Genomic DNA, 16,980 nt, shown 5'->3' on the forward strand with positions numbered 1-16,980 from the left:
GGATGGCCGTCTATACCGACATCACCGAGACGGAACTGAGCGTGTTCCTGACCGGCTACGACCTCGGCGAGCTGCGCTCCTATCGCGGCATCGCGGAAGGCTCGGAAAACTCCAACTTCGTGCTGCACACCGGCAAGGGCGAGTTCATCCTCACGCTCTACGAGAAGCGGGTGGAGGAAGCCGACCTGCCGTTCTTCCTCGGCCTGATGCAGCATCTGGCGCTGAAGGGTATCACCTGTCCCTTGCCGGTCGCGCGAAGCGACGGCTCGCTAATCGGCCGCCTTGCAGGCCGCCCGGCCGCGATCATCACCTTCCTCGAAGGCATATGGCCGCGCCGCCCGACGGCTCCGCAGTGCCGCGAGGTCGGCAAGGCGCTGGCCGGCATGCATCTGGCGAGCGCGGATTTCACGCTGTCGCGGCCGAACGCGCTGTCGGTAGAGGGATGGCGCAAGCTGTGGGCCGGCGCCCGCGAGCGCTCCGGCGAGGTCGATACGGGGCTGAAGGAAGAGATCGACAGGGATTTCGAGCTGTTCGCCCACGCCTGGCCAGCAGACCTGCCATCTGGCGTGATCCACGCCGATCTGTTTCCAGACAATGTCTTCTTCCTCGGAGACAAGCTGTCGGGGCTGATCGACTTCTATTTCGCCTGCAACGATTTCTACGCCTACGATGTCGCGACCTGCCTCAACGCCTGGTGCTTCGAGAAGGACGGCGCCTTCAACATCACCAAGGGAGCGGCGCTCCTGTCAGGCTATGAGAGCGTGCGGCCGCTCTCCGGCCGGGAAAAGGATGCCCTGCCAGTGCTGGCACGCGGTTCGGCGCTGCGCTTCACGCTGACGCGGCTCTACGACTGGCTGACCATTCCTGACGGCGCGCTGGTGCAGAAGCGCGACCCGATGGAGTTCGTGCGCCGCTGGCGCTTCCACCGGCAGGTGGTGTCGGCCACGGAATATGGATTGATCCCCGCATGAAGACGGTCGAGATTTTCACCGACGGCGCCTGTTCGGGCAATCCCGGGCCGGGCGGCTGGGGCGCGATCCTGCGTTTCAACGGCACGACGAGGGAACTCTCGGGCGGCGAGGCCGAGACCACCAACAACCGTATGGAGCTGATGGCGGCGATCGAGGCGCTCAACGCGCTCAAGGAGCCATGCGAAGTGCTGATGCACACCGACAGCAAATATGTGATGGACGGCATTTCCGGCTGGATCCACGGCTGGAAGAAGCGCGGCTGGAAGACGGCCGACAACAAGCCGGTGAAGAATGTCGAGCTGTGGCAGAAGCTGGACGAGGCGAACCGCCGTCACAAGGTGACGTGGCACTGGGTGAAGGGCCATGCCGGCCACGACGAGAACGAGCGCGCCGACGAACTTGCGCGCATGGGCATGGCGCCCTTCAAGGGGAAGGGGCGCAAGCCCGATCCGATCGTCGCCGCGGCGCGGACGCCGCGGCTGATGGGAAATTCGACCCGCAAGGCCTGATCCTGACGATCAGGCCGTCTGGCGGTCAGAGCTGTTCGAGAATGCGCGCCGCGCCCGAGATTTCGGCCTTGCCGGGCGTTTCCTCGATGTTGAGCGTCTTCACCACGCCGTCGTCGACGATCATCGAGAAGCGCTTGTAGCGCGTGCCCATCCCTGCCTTCGACAGGTCGTTGTCGAGGCCGGCCGCCTTGGCGAAGTCGGCGCTGCCGTCGGCGAGGAAGGTGATCTTGCCGTCATTTCCAGCCGACTTCGACCAGGCGTTCATCACGAAGACATCGTTGACCGAGACGACCGCGATGGCATCCGCGCCCTTGGCGAGGATGGCGTCGTGGTTCTCCAGGAAGCCGGGCAGGTGGTTCATGCTGCAGGTCGGCGTGAAGGCGCCGGGGACGCCGAACAGCACCACCTTCTTGCCGGCGAAGAAGTCGCCCGTGCTGACATTTGCCGCGCCATCGTCGGTCATGGTCTTGAGCGTGGCGTCGGGAAGCTTTTCGCCGGGGGCGATGGTCATGGTCTGCTCCTTGGAAGGGTCTGGTTCTCGGATGGGCGTGGGCCGGACATAAGGTTTCAGGCGGATTTGTCCAGTGCCTCACGGAAGCGGGAATTGGCCCTCGACCGCCTTGCCGCCGGCGACGAGCGTGTAGTCGAAGGCGATTGTACCGGTCGCCGCCGGTCGATCGATGACGGGTATGCGGAACGCCGGCCGCTCGCCGCTCGCGTCTAACACCGGAACGCCGAGCAACCAGCCCTTGGGCGCGACGACGAACAGTTCGGCGCCCTGCGCATCGGCGGGCAGCGCGGCGTCGGCGACGAGCGACTCGCCTTCGTCGCGCAGACCCGCCAGGCCGAAATCGGCGGAGGCGGCGGAGGGAAGCCGGCCGTAGCTCTCGGCGATGACCGGGTCCGCCGCTCCGACCTCGCCGCCGGGCGTGACGGACAGCTTTGCCTGCACCGGCACGCAGATTTCCTTGCAGATGCCGAGGAGGATGTCGGCGTCGATCGCCGTAAATTTTTCCGGGTCTCCGACCTTGAAGGTGACAGGCAGGGCGACCGGCTCGACATAGCCGGTCGATACCTCCTCGCCTTCGCGGAAACGGTTCGGTGCGGGGAAGGAGAATGCGGCGCTTTCGACATTGATGCTGGCAGATATGTCGATCTGCGGCGCGATGCCGGAAGCGCCGGGATCCTTCCAGTAGGTCTTCCAACCTGGCTGGAGATCGATCTCGAGAACGCCCTTCATCCGGCCGTCCGCGTCGGCCGCATCTTCCGTGACCAGCCGCAGCCGCGCGCCCTCCGTCTCGAACCAGTCGCTCGAGGCGGCCTGCGCGAAGCCGCATGCTGACAGAACGATCGCGAGGGAGCAGACGATGCGCTTCATGGGCGCCTTCATGCGCCGACAGCTGCGGCGCTGCAACTCATCCGGGTGCACATCCGATCAGATTTCGGTGACGTGAAACGAATTGGCGCAGCAAACTTGGTCAAATCTGCATCTTCCGTGACGGGACAATTCGCGTTACGCTTTTCGGATGGACATTCTGCGCCATAACCGGAGACCGCACAGCGGCGGTTTCCTCAACGACCAGTTCCTCATCGCCATGCCCGGCATGAAGGACGAGCGCTTCTCCCGCGCGGTCATCTATGTCTGCGCACACAGCGATGAAGGCGCGATGGGCCTGATCATCAACCAGGCGCAGCAGATGCGGTTCCCCGATCTCCTCGTCCAGCTCGGCGTCATGGACGAAACGAGCGCGATCCGCCTGCCGCCGCAGACGCGCGATTTCCAGGTCCGCAATGGCGGCCCAGTGGACCGCAGCCGCGGCTTCGTGCTGCATTCGGATGACTACCGTGTCGATTCCTCGCTGCCGGTCGCCGAGGACATCTGCCTGACCGCGACGGTCGACATCCTGCGGGCGATCTCGAAGGGCAGGGGGCCGCGCCATGCGCTGATGGCCCTCGGCTATTCCGGCTGGGGTGCAGGGCAGCTCGAACGTGAGATCATCGAGAACGGCTGGCTGACCTGCCCGGCCAATCCCGACCTGCTGTTCGACACCGACATCGACAGGAAATACGACCGGGTTCTCGCCTCGATCGGCATCGACCAGGCGCGGCTCAGCCACTTCGCCGGTCACGCCTGAGCGGCTGAATACTGCTCTTTCAAAAGCTTGACCGCATGGTCGGCCGTCATCGGCGAGCCGAAGGCGAAGCTCTGGACGTATTCGCAGCCCATCTGGCGCAGCTGCAGCGCGGCGGCCTCGTCCGGCACGCCCTCCGCCACCACCGACAGCCCGAGGTCGTGCGCCATGTTCACCATCGAGCGCAGCAGCACGTTCTTCTTCGGGCTGGTGTCGTCGACGAAGCTCCTGTCGATCTTGATCGTGTCGAAGGGGAAGCGGGTGAGATAGGAGAGAGACGAATAGCCGGTGCCGAAATCGTCGAGCGAGAGGCCGATGCCGAGCTGCTTGAGCCGGTTCAGCACATGGGCCGATTGCTCCGGATTGTCCATCACCAGCGACTCGGTGAGTTCAAGCCGAAGGCAACGCGGTTTGAGGCTCGAACGGGCAAGCACCGAGCGCACGTCGGAAACCAGGTCGCGGCGCAGGAGCTGGCGGCTCGACAGGTTCACCGACACGGAGATCGGGTTGTCTCCGGCAAATTTCTGCCAGGCCCCGAGGTCGTCGGCCGCCTGCTGCATGGCGAACAGGCCGAGCTGGACGATCAGGCCGCAGCTCTCGGCGATGGGGATGAATTCGGACGGCGGGATGACGCCGCGGCGCGGGTGTTCCCACCGCAATAGCGCCTCGAAGCCGGCGACGGTGCGGTCTTCCAGCCGCACGATCGGCTGATAGACGAGGCGGAACTCGCCCTTCTCGATCGCACGCCTCAAGTCGGATTCGAGCTGCAGGCGATCGCTGCCGAAGGATCGGAAAGCAGGCCGGAACGGCTCGATGCGGTCGCCGCCAAAGCGCTTGGCCTGGTGCATGGCAAGCTCGGCGTCCTTCAGCATCTCCTCGGCCGAGCTTTGCGTCGAGGTCCACGAGATCAGGCCGATGGAAGCCGTCAGAACGATCTCGCGCTTGGCGAAGGTGATCGGCGCGCTGATGGCGTGCCGGATCGCGTCGGCGATTGCCGCGACGCGCGCCGGGTCCTGCTCGGACAGCACCATCAGGGCGAACTGGTCGCCGGTGACACGCGAAAGCGAGTCGCGCGGCTTCAGCAGCCTGTGCAGGCGGCGCGCGATCGTCAGAAGGATCGTGTCGCCGGCCGACATGCCGAGGCTCTCGTTGACATGCTTGAAGCGGTCGATGTCGATCGCGAAGACGGACGGGCGGACATTCTCCTCGGACTTGGCGATGGCGACGACGGCCTCGAGCCGGTTGAGGAACAGTTCGCGGTTGGGCAGGCCGGTCAGATTGTCGTGGATGGCGTCGTGCAGCAGGCGCTCCTCGGCCTTCTTCTGCTCGGTGACGTCGACCAGCGTGCCGACGCAGCGGATGATCTCGCCGTCCGAGCCGATCACCGGCCGCGCCTTCAGCGAATACCAGTGGTAGTGGCCGTCGGCGCCGCGCAGGCGGAAGCTCTGCTGGATGCGGCCGCGCCGGTGCTCCAGCACCACGTCGAGCGTGGTGCGGAACGGATCGCGGTCTTCGGGATGTAGCGCCGGCAGCCAGTTACGGGCCGGACCGTTGAGACTGCCGGGCGCGAGGCCAAGCGGGTCCGACACATCGGGTCGCGTCACGACGCGGTCGCGCAGAACGTCCCAGTCCCAGACGATATCGCCGGCCCCGGTGATGGCGAGCGCCTGGCGCTCCATGTCGGAGAACAGGCCCTGGTTCAGCCCGCCGCCGGCAAAGGCGTGCTGCATCACGGTGAAGCCGATGAGCAGGATGATCAGGATCAGCCCGCCGCCCAACGCCGGCTGGACGATGTCGTTGTTGAGCATGCCCGTGACCGCGAGCCACGATCCGGCGAGCCAGACGAGCACCATCAGCCAGCTCGGGATCAGCATGATGGCGCGATCGTATCCGCTGGCCGCCAGATAGGCGATCAGGCCGATGCCGATGATTGCGGTGGCTGCGAAGGAAAGGCGCGCGATGCCGGCGGCGATCGCGGGATCGAAGATCGCGACGCCCGCGATCATGGCAAGACCGAGGATCCAGGCTAGCGCCCCATAGCTGAAATGGTCATGCCAGCGGTTGAGGTTGAGATAGGCGAAGAGGAAGACGACGAAGGTGGCCGCGAGCGACACTTCCGCGCCCGCCCGCCAGATCTGCTCGTTCCCCGGCGCGATTTCGATGACCTTGTTGAGGAAGCCGAAGTCGATCGAGATGTAAGCGAGAACTGCCCAGGCGAGCGCCGCCGTCGCCGGGAACATCGACGTTCCCTTCACCACGAACAGGATGGTGAGGAACAGCGCCAGGAGACCCGAGATGCCTATGACGATGCCGCGGAACAGCGTGTAGGAGTTGACCGAATCCTTGTAGGCGTCCGGCTGCCACAGATAGACCTGCGGTAGCGACGGCGAGGCGAGCTCGGCGACGAAGGTGACCACAGAGCCGGGGTTGATCGTCACCAGGAAGATGTCGGAGTCCGGACTCTCCTCGCGGTCGAGCGCGAAGCCCTCGGACGGTGTGATCGAGACGATGCGGTTGGAGCCGAGATCGGGCCAGATCAGGCCCGAGCCGACCAGCCTGAAATGCGGCGCGACGATCAGCCGGTCGAGCTGCTGCTCGGTGTTGTTGGCGAGCGCGAACACGCCCCAGTCGCCGGAGGAACGGGGGCTCGACGCCTCCACCTCGATGCGCCGCACGATGCCGTCTGCGCCGGGCGCGGTGGATACCTGGAACGTGTCGCCCTGATTCCGGTAGATCTCGACCGCCTTGGACAGGTCGAGCGCGAGGTCGTCGCGGGAAATGTCGATGATCTCCACGGCGCTTGCCGGAAGCATGGCGAGGAAAACCAGCAGCACTGCCAGAAACGGCGCGAACGCGTGAATCCGTCCGGTTCTAGTCAAGCGGTCAGCCCTGTTCCTGCTTGCTCCCGCCGTCGCCGGCAATGAGCGCGTAGAGAAGATGATCCTGCCAGGCGCCGTTGATGCGCAGGTAGGAGCGCAGAAGTCCTTCACGCTGGAATCCGGCTTTTTCAAGCACGCGGATCGAACGATCGTTGCTGGGAATACAGGCAGCCTCGATCCGGTGCAACCTGAGCGTCTCGAAACCGAAACTTACGACGAGGTCGACGGCCTCGTGCATATAGCCCTTGCCGGCATGTCCGACCCCCATCCAATAGCCGATCTGCCCCGATTGCGCGACGCCGTGGCGGATGTTGCCGAGCGTGATGCCGCCGGTGAGCTTGCCTGTGGACTTCTCGAAGATGAGGAACGGGATGCCGCTGCCCTGCGCCATCTCCTCGCGATACCGGCGCATCCGCTGGCGCCACGCGCCGCGGTCGAGCTCGTCGGCGGCCCATTTGGGTTCCCAGGGCGAAAGGAAGTTCTGGCTTTCCCGGCGAAGCGCCGCCCACTGCGCGTAATCGGACGCGACCGGAGGGCGCAGCGTCACCTTCTGGCCTGCAAGCGTCGGTTTCGGCTGGCGGAAGAAGGGCAGCGCGAACATCTCGTTCGCGTCCGGTCAGACGGCGATTTTCCGCAGCAGCGGCGAGGGACCGGAAAGCGTGTCGCGGATCGCGTCGTAGGACGCCAGTCCGCCGATCGGGCCGATGCCAGCCACCGTGGGGGGCGACGAAAACAGGCGCGAGGACAGATCCGTGAGCCGTTCGGTGGTGATCTTCGACAGCCGGTCGAGGAGCTCTTCCATCACGATCGGCTGGCCATAGAGCATCATCTGCCGGGCGATCTGGGAGGCACGGCTGGCCGCGCTCTCTCGCGACATCAGCAGCCCGGCGCGATACTGGGCGCGTGCGCGGTTGAGCTCTTCTTCGGAAATGGTTTCGCCGGCCTTGCGCAGTTCCTCCATGATCACCGGAACGAGCTCGGCGATATCCGCCTGGCCTGTCGCCGCGTGGACGCCGAAGAGCCCCGTGTCGGAGAAGCCCCAGTGGAAGGCATAGACGGAGTAGCAGAGGCCGCGCTTCTCGCGCACTTCCTGGAAGAGGCGGCTCGACATGCCGCCTCCGAGTATCATCGACAGGAGCTGCGAGGCGTAGAAGTCGCGCACGTGGTAGGCGCGCCCCTCGAAGCCGAGGATGATCTGCGCGTCCTGCAGGTCGCGCACCTCGCGGAAATCGCCGCCGGTATAGGAAGCGATGGCCGCCGGCTTGCTGGTGCAGGTCGCACGGAAGCCGCCGAGATGCTTTTCGACCAGCTTGACGAATTCGTCGTGGTCCACCGCGCCGGCTGCGACCACGACCATCCGATCGGCCGCGTACTGTCGCTCAAGAAAGTCGCGGATGTTGGCCGAGGTGAAGGACTCGACCGTGGCGGGTGTGCCGAGGATGGAGCGGCCGATCGTCTGGTTGCGGAACGCGACCTCGGTGAAGCGGTCGAAGACGATGTCGTCGGGCGTGTCGTGCGCTGCGCCGATCTCCTGCAGGATCACGTGCTGCTCGCGCTCGAGTTCGTCCGGATCGAAAGAGGAGTCGGTCAGGATGTCGGCCAGAATATCGATCGCCAGCGGCACGTCGTCCCGCAGCACGCGGGCATAGAACGAGGTCGTCTCGACGCTGGTCGCGGCGTTGATCTCGCCGCCGACATTTTCGATCTCGGAGGCGATGCGCCAGGCGGAGCGGCGCGATGTGCCCTTGAAGGCCATGTGCTCGAGCAGGTGCGCCATGCCGTGCTCTTCGGGACGTTCGTCGCGCGCGCCGGACTTCACCCAGACGCCCAGCGCTACCGTTTCGATGTGGGGCAGGTTTTCGGTTGCAACCGTCAGGCCGTTCGACAGACGGCTTACCTCAACGCCCATGCGCACTTCTCTCCCTAGACACGCTCCGCGGCGGCCCTGGACCGGGCGGATACGTAGTCTTCTATCATTTTCGGGTCCGAGGGAAGCACCTTGTAGTTTTCGGGCCTCGTCATCAGGTCGGACAGCCATTCAGGCAGGGCGGGAGCGATACCTGTAGCCGATTTCACCGCATCGGGGAACTTGGCCGGATGGGCAGTCGCCAGCACGACCATGGGCGATGCCCCCCTCTGACCCTGCGCCACACGCACACCGATCGCGCTGTGCGGATCGAGCAGGTAGGAATTGCGGGACAGGACGGATTTCATCGTCTCGGCTGTCTCGGCCATCGACGAGCGGCCGGCGTCGAACTCGGCGCGGATCCTGGCGAGGTGATCGTCGGCGATGGTGAACGCGCCGGACTGCTTCAGCCTGTCCATATAGCCGCGCACCGCGGCGGCGTCGCGTCCGGCCGCCTCGAACAGGAGCCGCTCGAAGTTGGACGAGACCTGGATGTCCATCGAGGGCGAGGTCGTGGGAACGACACCGCGCGTCTCGTAGGTTCCGTTCGCCAGCGTGCGTGCCAGAATGTCGTTGTCGTTGGTGGCGATGACCAGCCGGTCGACGGGCAGGCCCATCCGCTTGGCCGCGTATCCGGCGAAAATGTCGCCGAAATTGCCAGTCGGCACGGTGAAGGAGACGGAGCGGTCCGGTGCGCCGAGCGAAAGCGCAGACGAGAAGTAATAGACGATCTGGGCCATGATCCGGCCCCAGTTGATCGAGTTAACGCCCGACAGCATCGTGCGGTCGCGGAAGGCATGGTCGTTGAACATGCCCTTCACCAGCGCCTGGCAGTCGTCGAAATTGCCCTCGACCGCGATGGCGTGGACATTGGATGCGCCGGAGGTCGTCATCTGCCGCTGCTGCACAGGGGAGACGCGGCCGTTGGGAAACAGGATGAAGATGTCGGTCCGCTCGCGCCCCGCGAAAGCGTCGATCGCCGCCCCTCCTGTGTCGCCCGACGTGGCGCCGACGATCGTCGCCCGCTGGCCCCGCTCGGCCAGCACATGGTCCATCAGCCGGGCGAGCAGCTGCATCGCCACGTCCTTGAAGGCGAGGGTGGGGCCGTGGAAGAGTTCCAGCAGGTAGCTGTCAGGGCCGTGCTGCACGATCGGGCACACGGCGTCGTGGCGGAAGGTGGCGTAGGCCTCGCGCACGATTTTCGCGAAGGTGGCCTGCGGAATCTCGTCGCCGACGAAGGGCGTCAGAAGGCGGATTGCGAGGTCGGGATAGGAGAGGCCGCGCATGGCGCGGATGTCGGCGGCGGAGAAGGTCGGCCAGCTTTGCGGCAGGTAAAGACCGCCGTCGCGCGCCAGCCCTGCAAGCAACGCGTCGGAAAAGCCGAGAATGGGAGCCTCGCCCCGGGTGCTGACGAATTTCATCTGTGGAAGCCTGTAGCCTGTGCGTGGTCGGTCTGTCGTCTCGCCCGAAAAAGCGCCGCAATCCGGGTCGCAATCTGAAGTCGGCGTTGGTATAGAGGGCCGCGTCGCGCGAGGAAAGTGTAGTTCATGCAGTCAGTTTCGTTCGGTGTCCGCAATCTCGGCAAATTCGCGGCCGCAGGCTTTATGCTCTTCGCCGCCGGGTGCCAGTCGAACGACACGGCCGGCGTGCTCAATCTGGGCGGCGGCGGTGGCCAGGCCGAACAGAAGCAGAAGGTCGGGATCGAGGAACTGCGCGCCTTCTGCCCGCGCGTGCAACTGCGCGACGGCACCGCCTACTACGACAGCTACACGAAGGACGGGAAGGACAAGGACGGCAATGCCGACCCGACCAAGATCGTCTACCAGGCCTCGATCGGCGACATGACGCGCTCCTGCACCTACGGTCCCGGAACGATGACGGTGAACGTCGCGGTAGCCGGCCGGGTGGTTCCCGGCCCGGCTGCGAAGGACGGCTCGGTCACCCTGCCGATCCGCATCGCCGTGATGCGCGGCGACGAGGTGCTCTACACCCAGCTGCACCAGTATCCGGTCAACATCACAGCGTTGGGCGGAGCCTCCCAGTTCGTGTTCAACGATCCGAACGTGAGCTTCCCGACGCCGCCGGACACCAAGTTCGTGGTCTATGCCGGCTTCGACCAGGGGCCGGAAAAGAAGCCGAAGCAGGCGAACTGATCACTCGGCCCATTCGGACAGCGCCGCCAGCACCGTATTGAAATCCACGAGGCGGCGGATGACCGTCTCCGCGCCCGCTTCCGTCAGGCGGTCGGCATGTCCCGGATAGCTGTGCGACGCGCCGGTGAAGCCGATCACCCGCATGCCTGCCGCGCGCGCCGCATGCACGCCGTGGACGGAATCCTCAAGGACGAAGGTGTTCTCCGGATCGGCGTTCATCATCTTCGCACCGTAGAGGAAGACGTCCGGCGCGGGCTTCGGCTTCGCGTCGGGGATGGCGCGCGAGGAGAAGATCCGGTCGCCGAACAGCGGCTTCAGCCCGGTCTTCGTCAGCATCATGTCCAGCCGGTCGAGCGTCGAGTTCGAGCAGATGCAGCGCGGTGCATCGACGCGTGCGACCGCCTCACGGGCGCCGTCGATCGCGCGAATCTCCTTTGCGATGCGCGCATCTAGGAGCTTGCGCTCCTCGTCGATCAGCGAAGCCTGCAGGGGAACCGCCGAGAGTTTTTCGACCTCCAGCAGGATGTCATGGAACGTCAGGCCGGCGAAGCGCTCGGCCACCTCCTCCGCTTCGATGGGAAACCCGGCCGCGGTGATCAGTTCCGCGTCGACGCGGGCGGCGATCACTTCGGAATCGACGAGCACGCCGTCGCAATCGAAGATGACGAGATCGGGCTGGGGCATGGAAGAAGTCCTGGAGGTCGGGGGGAGGCGCGGCGAATACACCAAACCGCGCGGCTCCGCAAACCGTCGTCGCAAGCCACTCACTTCATTAAATATTTACCCAGCTCGGTAACCATAACGGCAGGTAAACGTAACGCGTATCGTGAGTGTGCCGATGTCCGCCGTCCGTCTCGTCGACGACCTTTCTGCCGTTTCCGCCAAAGCCGAATGGCTCGACACGATCCTCAAGGGGGATTGCATAGCGGCCCTCGAACGCCTGCCCGAGAAATCGGTCGACGTGATCTTCGCCGACCCGCCCTACAACCTCCAGCTCGAAGGCGACCTGCACCGCCCCGACCAATCGAAGGTCGATGCGGTCGACGACGCCTGGGACCAGTTCGAGAGCTTCGAGGTCTATGACGCCTTCACCCGCGCCTGGCTGCTGGCAGCTCGCCGCGTGCTCAAGCCCAACGGCACGATCTGGGTGATCGGCTCCTACCACAACATCTTCCGCGTCGGCGCCAAGCTGCAGGATCTCGGCTTCTGGATCCTCAACGACGTCATCTGGCGCAAGACCAACCCGATGCCGAACTTCCGCGGCCGCCGCTTCCAGAACGCGCATGAGACGCTGATCTGGGCCTCGCGCGACCAGTCGGCCAAGGGCTACACCTTCAACTACGATGCCATGAAGGCGGCGAACGACGACCTGCAGATGCGCACCGACTGGCTGTTCCCGATCTGCACCGGCGGCGAGCGGCTGAAGGATGAGAACGGCGACAAGGTCCACCCGACCCAGAAGCCGGAGGCGCTTTTGGCGCGCATCCTGATGGCGTCGAGCAAGCCGGGCGACGTCGTGCTCGATCCCTTCTTTGGCTCCGGCACCACCGGTGCGGTCGCAAAACGCCTCGGCCGGCACTTCGTCGGCATCGAGCGCGAGCAGTCCTATATCGACGCGGCGACGGCGCGCATCGCGGCGGTCGAGCCGCTGGGCGCCGGCGAGACGGCTGTGATGGGCGGCAAGCGCGCCGAGCCGCGCGTTGCCTTCGGCAGTTTGGTCGAGGCGGGCCTGATCGCGCCGGGCGCGGAGCTTTCCGACGCCCGCCGCCGCTGGACGGCGCAGGTGCGCGCCGACGGCACGCTGGCCATCGGCCGCGACGCCGGCTCGATCCACCGCCTTGGTGCGATGGTTCAGGGGCTGGAAGCCTGCAACGGCTGGACCTTCTGGCATGTCGAGCGCGAAGGCAGGCTGGAGCCGATCGACGCGCTGAGGCGGGTTATCCGCGATCAGATGGCGGGGGTTGGGGCTTGAGTAGCTATCGCTCCGGTATTACCTTGATGCAAGATGGGTAATACTGGAGGCTCTGATGGCCACTACGGTGACATCAAAAGGGCAGGTCACGATCCCGAAGCAGGTCCGGGACGTGCTTGGAATCGTGCCCGGCACGAAGGTTGAATTCAAGCCTGCGGGCGACGGGACCTTTGTATTGGTTCGAGCAGACGGTCAGCCAAGGCGCTCGAAATTTTCAGCACTTCTCGGTCATGCCGGAAAAGGGCTTTCAACCGACGAGATCATGGCGCTGACCCGTGGTGACTAGTGGGTGATATTCGTTGACACGAACGTCATTCTGGACGTTGCGACCTTCGATCCCAACTGGGCGATCTGGTCGCTGAACCAGCTTGAATTGGCAAGCGCGTCTGGACCGCTGCTGATCAACGAAATTGTCTATGCTGAGCTGTCTGTAGGCTACACCTTGATCGAAGAGTTGGACGATCTGGTGGAGAAGCTGGAACTGGAGATGGTTCAGATACCGCGATCGGCGCTCTTTCTTGCCGGAAAGGCTTACCATAAATACCGCCAGTCAGGTGGGATGCGAACAGGCGTCTTGCCCGACTTTTTCATCGGTGCTCACGCTGCGGTATTGCAGATTCCCGTTCTCACCAGAGATGTCGCTCGATACAGGGCATACTTTCCAACGGTTCGCTTGATCGCTCCTCAGTGAACGCCCAGCCGCCTTAGGTCCGCTTCCAGCTTCTCCGCCCCCTCGAACAGCACCGCCTGCCAGCCGGCGTCGATCGCCCCTTGCACGTTCTTCGCGCTGTCGTCGATGAACAGGCTGGCGGCCGGTTCGAGGTCGAAATCGGCGGCATGGCGCTCGTAGATCGCGCGGTCGGGCTTGATGAGGCCGATCTCGCCCGAGACCGTCACGCCGCGCGGCCGGTTGAGGAACGGGAACCGCATGCGGGCTTCGGCGAAGGTGTCGGCGGCGAAGTTGGTCAGCATCGTCACGTCGCGGCCGTCCTCGATCAGGCCGAGCATGATCGCGACCGAATCCTCGTAGTGGTGCGACACCATCTCGTGCCAGTTCTGGCGGAAGGCGCGGATGTTGTCGGCCTCCTCCGGATAGCGCTCGATCAGCAGCGCCTCCGCGTCGCCCCAAGCACGGCCGCGGTCCTGCTCGATGTTCCAGTCGGAGGTGCAGACATTGTCGAAGAACCAGCGCCGCCGCGCCTCGTCCGGGATCAGGCGGCTGAAGGGCAGGTCGGGATCGTAGTGGATCAGCACCTTGCCGATATCGAAGACGATATGGCGGATCTCGGTCATTCGGGTCTCCGTCGAGGCTTTTGGGTGGCGCCCTCTATCGCAGCCTCGATCACCTTTTTCATGACGGTGGGCAACGCTTCGCTGTGGATTGTCGCGCGGGAAGACCACCAATGTCCCGACGGAGGAGCTGTATCGACATAGGCGATGAACACCGACAGTTCGAGCTCGAAATGGGTGAAGACGTGGTAGATCGAGCCTTTCGGGCGCCAGTTTGCACGGAAAGGGGCGGCTTCGGCGCCGGTCGCTCCATCGATCCGGGCGGTCCAGTCCGTGCCGGGCACCTCCGCCATGCCACCGAGCAGTCCCTTCTCGGGGCGCTTGCGCAGGAGAACGGCGCCGTCGCGGCGCACCGCCACGAAGGCTGCGCCGACGCGCTTCGGCTTTTCCTTCTTCGCGGCCTTGACCGGATAGAACTCCGGATCGCCCGCCTTCAGCGCCCGGCAGCCGTCGCGCAGCGGGCAGAGCACGCAGGCCGGCCGTTTCGGGGTGCAGATCGTGGCGCCAAGGTCCATCATCGCCTGGGCGAAGTCGCCGGGGCGGCTGTGTGGCACGGTGGAGGCCACGAAGGCGCCGATCTCGGGCTTCGCCTCCGGCAGCGGCGTGGCGATGGCGCGGTAGCGGGTGACGACGCGTTCGACATTGCCGTCGACCACCGCCGACGGCCGGTCGAAGGCGATCGCCGAAATGGCGGCGGCGGTGTAGGGGCCGATGCCGGGAAGTGTCCGCAAGCCGGCCTCCGTGTCCGGGAAACGGCCGCCGTGCTGGCTGACCACCATCTCGGCGCACTTCTTGAGGTTGCGGGCGCGGGAATAATAGCCGAGCCCGGCCCAGGCCTTCATCACGTCGTCCACGGGAGCGGCCGCGAGGTCGCCTACCGTCGGCCATTTCTCGACGAAAGTCCGGAAATAGGGCCGCACCGCCGAGACTGTGGTTTGCTGCAGCATGATCTCGGACAGCCAGACCAGGTAAGGGTCCTGCCGCAGACCGGCGGCGACCTTTGCCGGAGGCACGCGCCAGGGCAGGTCGCGCGCGTGCCGGTCGTACCAGGCGAGCAGAAGCTCTGCGAAACCGTCTGCCTGCCTGGTGGAATAGGTGGGTAGGGATGTCATCGCGCGGCGGGTTGGTATAGATGTCCGGTTCGTTGGGAGGTGCTTCGGCGCTGGGTTCATGGCAGGCAATTCATCACCCCGCAATGCGCGACCGGTCGGAGATTTCGCCGCGGCGATCCTCGATCCGGTGCTGCGTCGCAAGACCGGCGTCTCGACGGCGCTCGTTCAGTCGTGGGAAGAGATCGCGGGCCCGCGGCTGGCGCAGGCGTCGCGACCCGAGAAGATCCTCTGGCCGCGCCGCGCGGGCGAGGACGACCCATTCGAGCCGGCAACACTGGTGATCGCCTGCGAAGGCGCCTCCGCGCTGCAACTGCAGCACCAGACAGGCGAGATCATTTCCAGGGTGAACGCCTTCCTGGGCTTTGCCGCGCTCGGCCGCATCCGTATCCTGCAGAAGCCCATCGGCGACACCGGCAAGGCCAGACGCCCCCGCCCGCGCGAACTCTCCCGCGAGGAGACGGCGTCGGTCACGCAATCGGTGGCGGTCATCGAGGACGACGCACTGCGTGCCTCTCTGGAGAGGCTCGGCCGCGCGGTGAAATCGAGCAGGACGCGTTAGCTCACGTCGACAACCGAATGCGATCCGGGCGCAGCGTGCCGGGCGAGTTCTGCGATCTTGGCGGCATTCACGATCACGGTCCGACGGCGATTGGTCGGGATCGTGATCACGGCGAAGCTGCGCCTGCCGAGCGACTGCTGCGACTGCATGTGCCCGTCACATGTGATAAAGACACTGCAGCCTAGAGACTCGATGCGATCGAGCAGGTCCCCGTCGGCAAGCCCTTTCCAGCTTTGGGGGAACGGCCGCGCCCGAATTCCGAAGGGTTCAAGCGCCCGGGCCAGTTGTCTCGGCACGCTCTCATCCAGTTGCGCCTCAATCATGGGGCGACGAAGATCGAATCGCCGCCGGAATGAGTTGTATCAGCGCTACGGCGTCGCTTCTGGAGATCGTCGGATATTCGTCCAGTATTTCGTCGAGGGACATCCCGTCGGCCAGATTGTCGAACAGGATCTCGATCGGGACACGAGTCCCCCTGAAAACAGGGCGCCCAGCAAGGACATTTGCGTCGCTGGTGACGATACGTCCAAGGTCCTTCAGGACAATCGCATCAATGTACGTCATAGCGGTTGCACCTTTCGGCCCAACAATATCACATCCGGAGCGTCAGGCCATGTCGGCGATAGCGCGTTCGTGAACGGGACGGCAGAAAACGGCATTGGGAACGCGGACAATCTTGCCATAATTGGCGTGCTAAGCGGCATCTGCTAGTCGCTACACCGCATTTCTCTCGGCAACAGGTGATTCACATGAGCTTTTCGATGCGTCGCAGGGACGTTCTTCTCTCGCTTGGCGCGGTTTCCGCCGTGGCGCTTCTGGCGGCATGCAGCGACGATGCGCCGAAGCAGCAGGCTGCCGGCGAGCAGCCAGCGACGCCCGCAACACCCGCGACCCCGTCGAAGCCCGCCGTCGCAGCGCCGGCCGCGCAGGGCAGCGTCGACATGGCCAAGCTGCTGGAGGCCGGCTCGCTGCCCGAGCAGATGCTCGGCAAGGCCGACGCCCCGGTGACCATCGTCGAATATGCCTCGATGACCTGCCCGCACTGCGCGCATTTCCACGAGACGACGCTGCCGGAAATCAAGACCAAGTATATCGACACCGGCAAGGCCCGGCTGATCATGCGCGAATTCCCGTTCGACCCGCGCGCGGAAGCCGGCTTCATGCTCGCCCGCTGCTCGAACGACAAGTATTTCCCGATGATCGACGTGCTGTTCAAGCAGCAGAACAACTGGGTGCGGGCCCAGGATGCGCAGTCGGCGCTTCTGCAAATCTCCAAGCTTGCAGGTTTTTCACAGGAGTCCTTCAACGCCTGCTTGACCAACCAGAAGCTTCTGGACGACATCAGAGCGGTGCGTACGCGTGGCGCCGACGAGTTCAAGGTCGACTCGACCCCGACCTTCTTCATCAACGGCGACAAATATGCGGGAGCCCTTACGGTTGACGAACTGTCGGCCATCATCGACGCCAAGCTCTGACGCGCTTTCGGGCGCGCGCTTC

Annotated in this window: 20 protein-coding genes; 9 read left to right on the plus strand and 11 right to left on the minus strand. The window is 64.9% G+C overall.

The window, feature by feature from the left end; genetic code table 11:
• Positions 1 to 2 precede the first annotated feature (2 nt).
• Both B9Z03_RS12460 and rnhA read left to right on the plus strand, forming a co-directional pair.
• A complete protein-coding gene (locus tag B9Z03_RS12460; RefSeq protein ID WP_085464491.1) occupies positions 3 to 971 on the plus strand; it encodes a homoserine kinase in 969 nt (322 codons plus the stop codon).
• Complete coding sequence (gene rnhA / locus B9Z03_RS12465; RefSeq protein ID WP_085464492.1) at positions 968 to 1,480, plus strand: ribonuclease HI; 513 nt, start codon at positions 968 to 970, stop codon at positions 1,478 to 1,480. The genes B9Z03_RS12460 and rnhA overlap by 4 nt, the downstream gene beginning before the upstream one ends.
• A gap of 25 nt (positions 1,481 to 1,505) precedes the next feature.
• Here rnhA and B9Z03_RS12470 read toward each other — a convergent pair whose 3' ends face one another.
• Together B9Z03_RS12470 and B9Z03_RS12475 are read right to left on the minus strand one after the other, a co-directional pair.
• Positions 1,506 to 1,991, minus strand: coding sequence for a peroxiredoxin (locus B9Z03_RS12470; protein ID WP_085464493.1), 486 nt, complete (start codon positions 1,989 to 1,991; stop codon positions 1,506 to 1,508).
• Positions 1,992 to 2,069: 78 nt separating this feature from the next.
• A complete protein-coding gene (locus B9Z03_RS12475) occupies positions 2,070 to 2,858 on the minus strand; it encodes a protein-disulfide reductase DsbD domain-containing protein (protein ID WP_176247506.1) in 789 nt (262 codons plus the stop codon).
• A 148-nt stretch (positions 2,859 to 3,006) separates the two neighbouring features.
• On the opposite strand from B9Z03_RS12475, the gene B9Z03_RS12480 reads away from it, so the two are divergent.
• The gene (locus B9Z03_RS12480) at positions 3,007 to 3,615 is read left to right on the plus strand and encodes a YqgE/AlgH family protein (protein WP_085464495.1); all 609 of its coding nucleotides are present in this window, start codon (positions 3,007 to 3,009) and stop codon (positions 3,613 to 3,615) included.
• Here the strand turns inward: B9Z03_RS12480 and B9Z03_RS12485 are convergent.
• The 4 genes from B9Z03_RS12485 to thrC all read right to left on the minus strand — a co-directional run bounded on the left by B9Z03_RS12485 (position 3,606) and on the right by thrC (position 9,818).
• Positions 3,606 to 6,425: an EAL domain-containing protein gene (locus B9Z03_RS12485; protein ID WP_085467631.1), complete on the minus strand. Its 2,820-nt coding sequence runs from the start codon at positions 6,423 to 6,425 to the stop codon at positions 3,606 to 3,608. The two genes, B9Z03_RS12480 and B9Z03_RS12485, sit on opposite strands and share 10 nt — an antisense overlap.
• 70 nt (positions 6,426 to 6,495) lie before the next feature.
• On the minus strand, positions 6,496 to 7,092 hold the full coding sequence (locus B9Z03_RS12490; RefSeq protein ID WP_085464496.1) for a GNAT family N-acetyltransferase: 597 nt from the start codon (positions 7,090 to 7,092) through the stop codon (positions 6,496 to 6,498).
• Positions 7,093 to 7,107: 15 nt separating this feature from the next.
• Complete coding sequence (locus B9Z03_RS12495; RefSeq protein ID WP_085464497.1) at positions 7,108 to 8,400, minus strand: M16 family metallopeptidase; 1,293 nt, start codon at positions 8,398 to 8,400, stop codon at positions 7,108 to 7,110.
• Positions 8,401 to 8,414: 14 nt separating this feature from the next.
• Complete coding sequence (gene thrC / locus B9Z03_RS12500) at positions 8,415 to 9,818, minus strand: threonine synthase (RefSeq protein WP_085464498.1); 1,404 nt, start codon at positions 9,816 to 9,818, stop codon at positions 8,415 to 8,417.
• A gap of 126 nt (positions 9,819 to 9,944) precedes the next feature.
• On the opposite strand from thrC, the gene B9Z03_RS12505 reads away from it, so the two are divergent.
• Positions 9,945 to 10,550: a hypothetical protein gene (locus B9Z03_RS12505; protein ID WP_139832251.1), complete on the plus strand. Its 606-nt coding sequence runs from the start codon at positions 9,945 to 9,947 to the stop codon at positions 10,548 to 10,550.
• Here B9Z03_RS12505 and B9Z03_RS12510 read toward each other — a convergent pair whose 3' ends face one another.
• A complete protein-coding gene (locus B9Z03_RS12510; RefSeq protein ID WP_085464499.1) occupies positions 10,551 to 11,234 on the minus strand; it encodes an HAD family hydrolase in 684 nt (227 codons plus the stop codon).
• Between the two features lie 154 nt (positions 11,235 to 11,388).
• On the opposite strand from B9Z03_RS12510, the gene B9Z03_RS12515 reads away from it, so the two are divergent.
• From B9Z03_RS12515 to B9Z03_RS12525, 3 genes are read left to right on the plus strand one after another with little or no spacing between them, the layout of a single operon-like run.
• Entirely contained in the window at positions 11,389 to 12,522 is a 1,134-nt protein-coding gene (locus B9Z03_RS12515) for a site-specific DNA-methyltransferase (RefSeq protein WP_085464500.1), read from the plus strand.
• A 55-nt stretch (positions 12,523 to 12,577) separates the two neighbouring features.
• Entirely contained in the window at positions 12,578 to 12,808 is a 231-nt protein-coding gene (locus B9Z03_RS12520; RefSeq protein WP_085464501.1) for an AbrB/MazE/SpoVT family DNA-binding domain-containing protein, read from the plus strand.
• A 3-nt stretch (positions 12,809 to 12,811) separates the two neighbouring features.
• Positions 12,812 to 13,213, plus strand: a complete 402-nt coding sequence (locus tag B9Z03_RS12525; protein WP_085464502.1) for a type II toxin-antitoxin system VapC family toxin — start codon at positions 12,812 to 12,814, stop codon at positions 13,211 to 13,213.
• On the opposite strand, the gene B9Z03_RS12530 is transcribed toward B9Z03_RS12525, so the two are convergent.
• Together B9Z03_RS12530 and mutY are read right to left on the minus strand one after the other, a co-directional pair.
• A complete protein-coding gene (locus B9Z03_RS12530; RefSeq protein ID WP_085464503.1) occupies positions 13,207 to 13,815 on the minus strand; it encodes an HAD family hydrolase in 609 nt (202 codons plus the stop codon). The genes B9Z03_RS12525 and B9Z03_RS12530 overlap by 7 nt on opposite strands.
• Positions 13,812 to 14,924: an A/G-specific adenine glycosylase gene (gene mutY / locus B9Z03_RS12535; RefSeq protein WP_139832252.1), complete on the minus strand. Its 1,113-nt coding sequence runs from the start codon at positions 14,922 to 14,924 to the stop codon at positions 13,812 to 13,814. Before mutY ends, B9Z03_RS12530 begins: the two co-directional genes overlap by 4 nt.
• 58 nt (positions 14,925 to 14,982) lie before the next feature.
• On the opposite strand from mutY, the gene B9Z03_RS12540 reads away from it, so the two are divergent.
• Positions 14,983 to 15,483 carry a DUF721 domain-containing protein gene (locus tag B9Z03_RS12540; protein ID WP_085464505.1) on the plus strand — a complete coding sequence of 167 codons (501 nt, stop codon included), beginning with the start codon at positions 14,983 to 14,985 and terminating at the stop codon, positions 15,481 to 15,483.
• On the opposite strand, the gene B9Z03_RS29405 is transcribed toward B9Z03_RS12540, so the two are convergent.
• Entirely contained in the window at positions 15,480 to 15,806 is a 327-nt protein-coding gene (locus tag B9Z03_RS29405; RefSeq protein ID WP_139832253.1) for a hypothetical protein, read from the minus strand. The genes B9Z03_RS12540 and B9Z03_RS29405 overlap by 4 nt on opposite strands.
• Entirely contained in the window at positions 15,799 to 16,047 is a 249-nt protein-coding gene (locus B9Z03_RS12545; protein WP_085464506.1) for a DUF433 domain-containing protein, read from the minus strand. The genes B9Z03_RS29405 and B9Z03_RS12545 overlap by 8 nt, the downstream gene beginning before the upstream one ends.
• A gap of 185 nt (positions 16,048 to 16,232) precedes the next feature.
• Between B9Z03_RS12545 and B9Z03_RS12550 the strand changes: the two genes are divergently transcribed.
• Positions 16,233 to 16,958, plus strand: a complete 726-nt coding sequence (locus tag B9Z03_RS12550) for a DsbA family protein (protein ID WP_085464507.1) — start codon at positions 16,233 to 16,235, stop codon at positions 16,956 to 16,958.
• The last annotated feature ends 22 nt before the right edge of the window (positions 16,959 to 16,980 follow it).

This window comes from Mesorhizobium australicum (assembly GCF_900177325.1).
Classification (GTDB): domain Bacteria; phylum Pseudomonadota; class Alphaproteobacteria; order Rhizobiales; family Rhizobiaceae; genus Mesorhizobium_A; species Mesorhizobium_A australicum_A.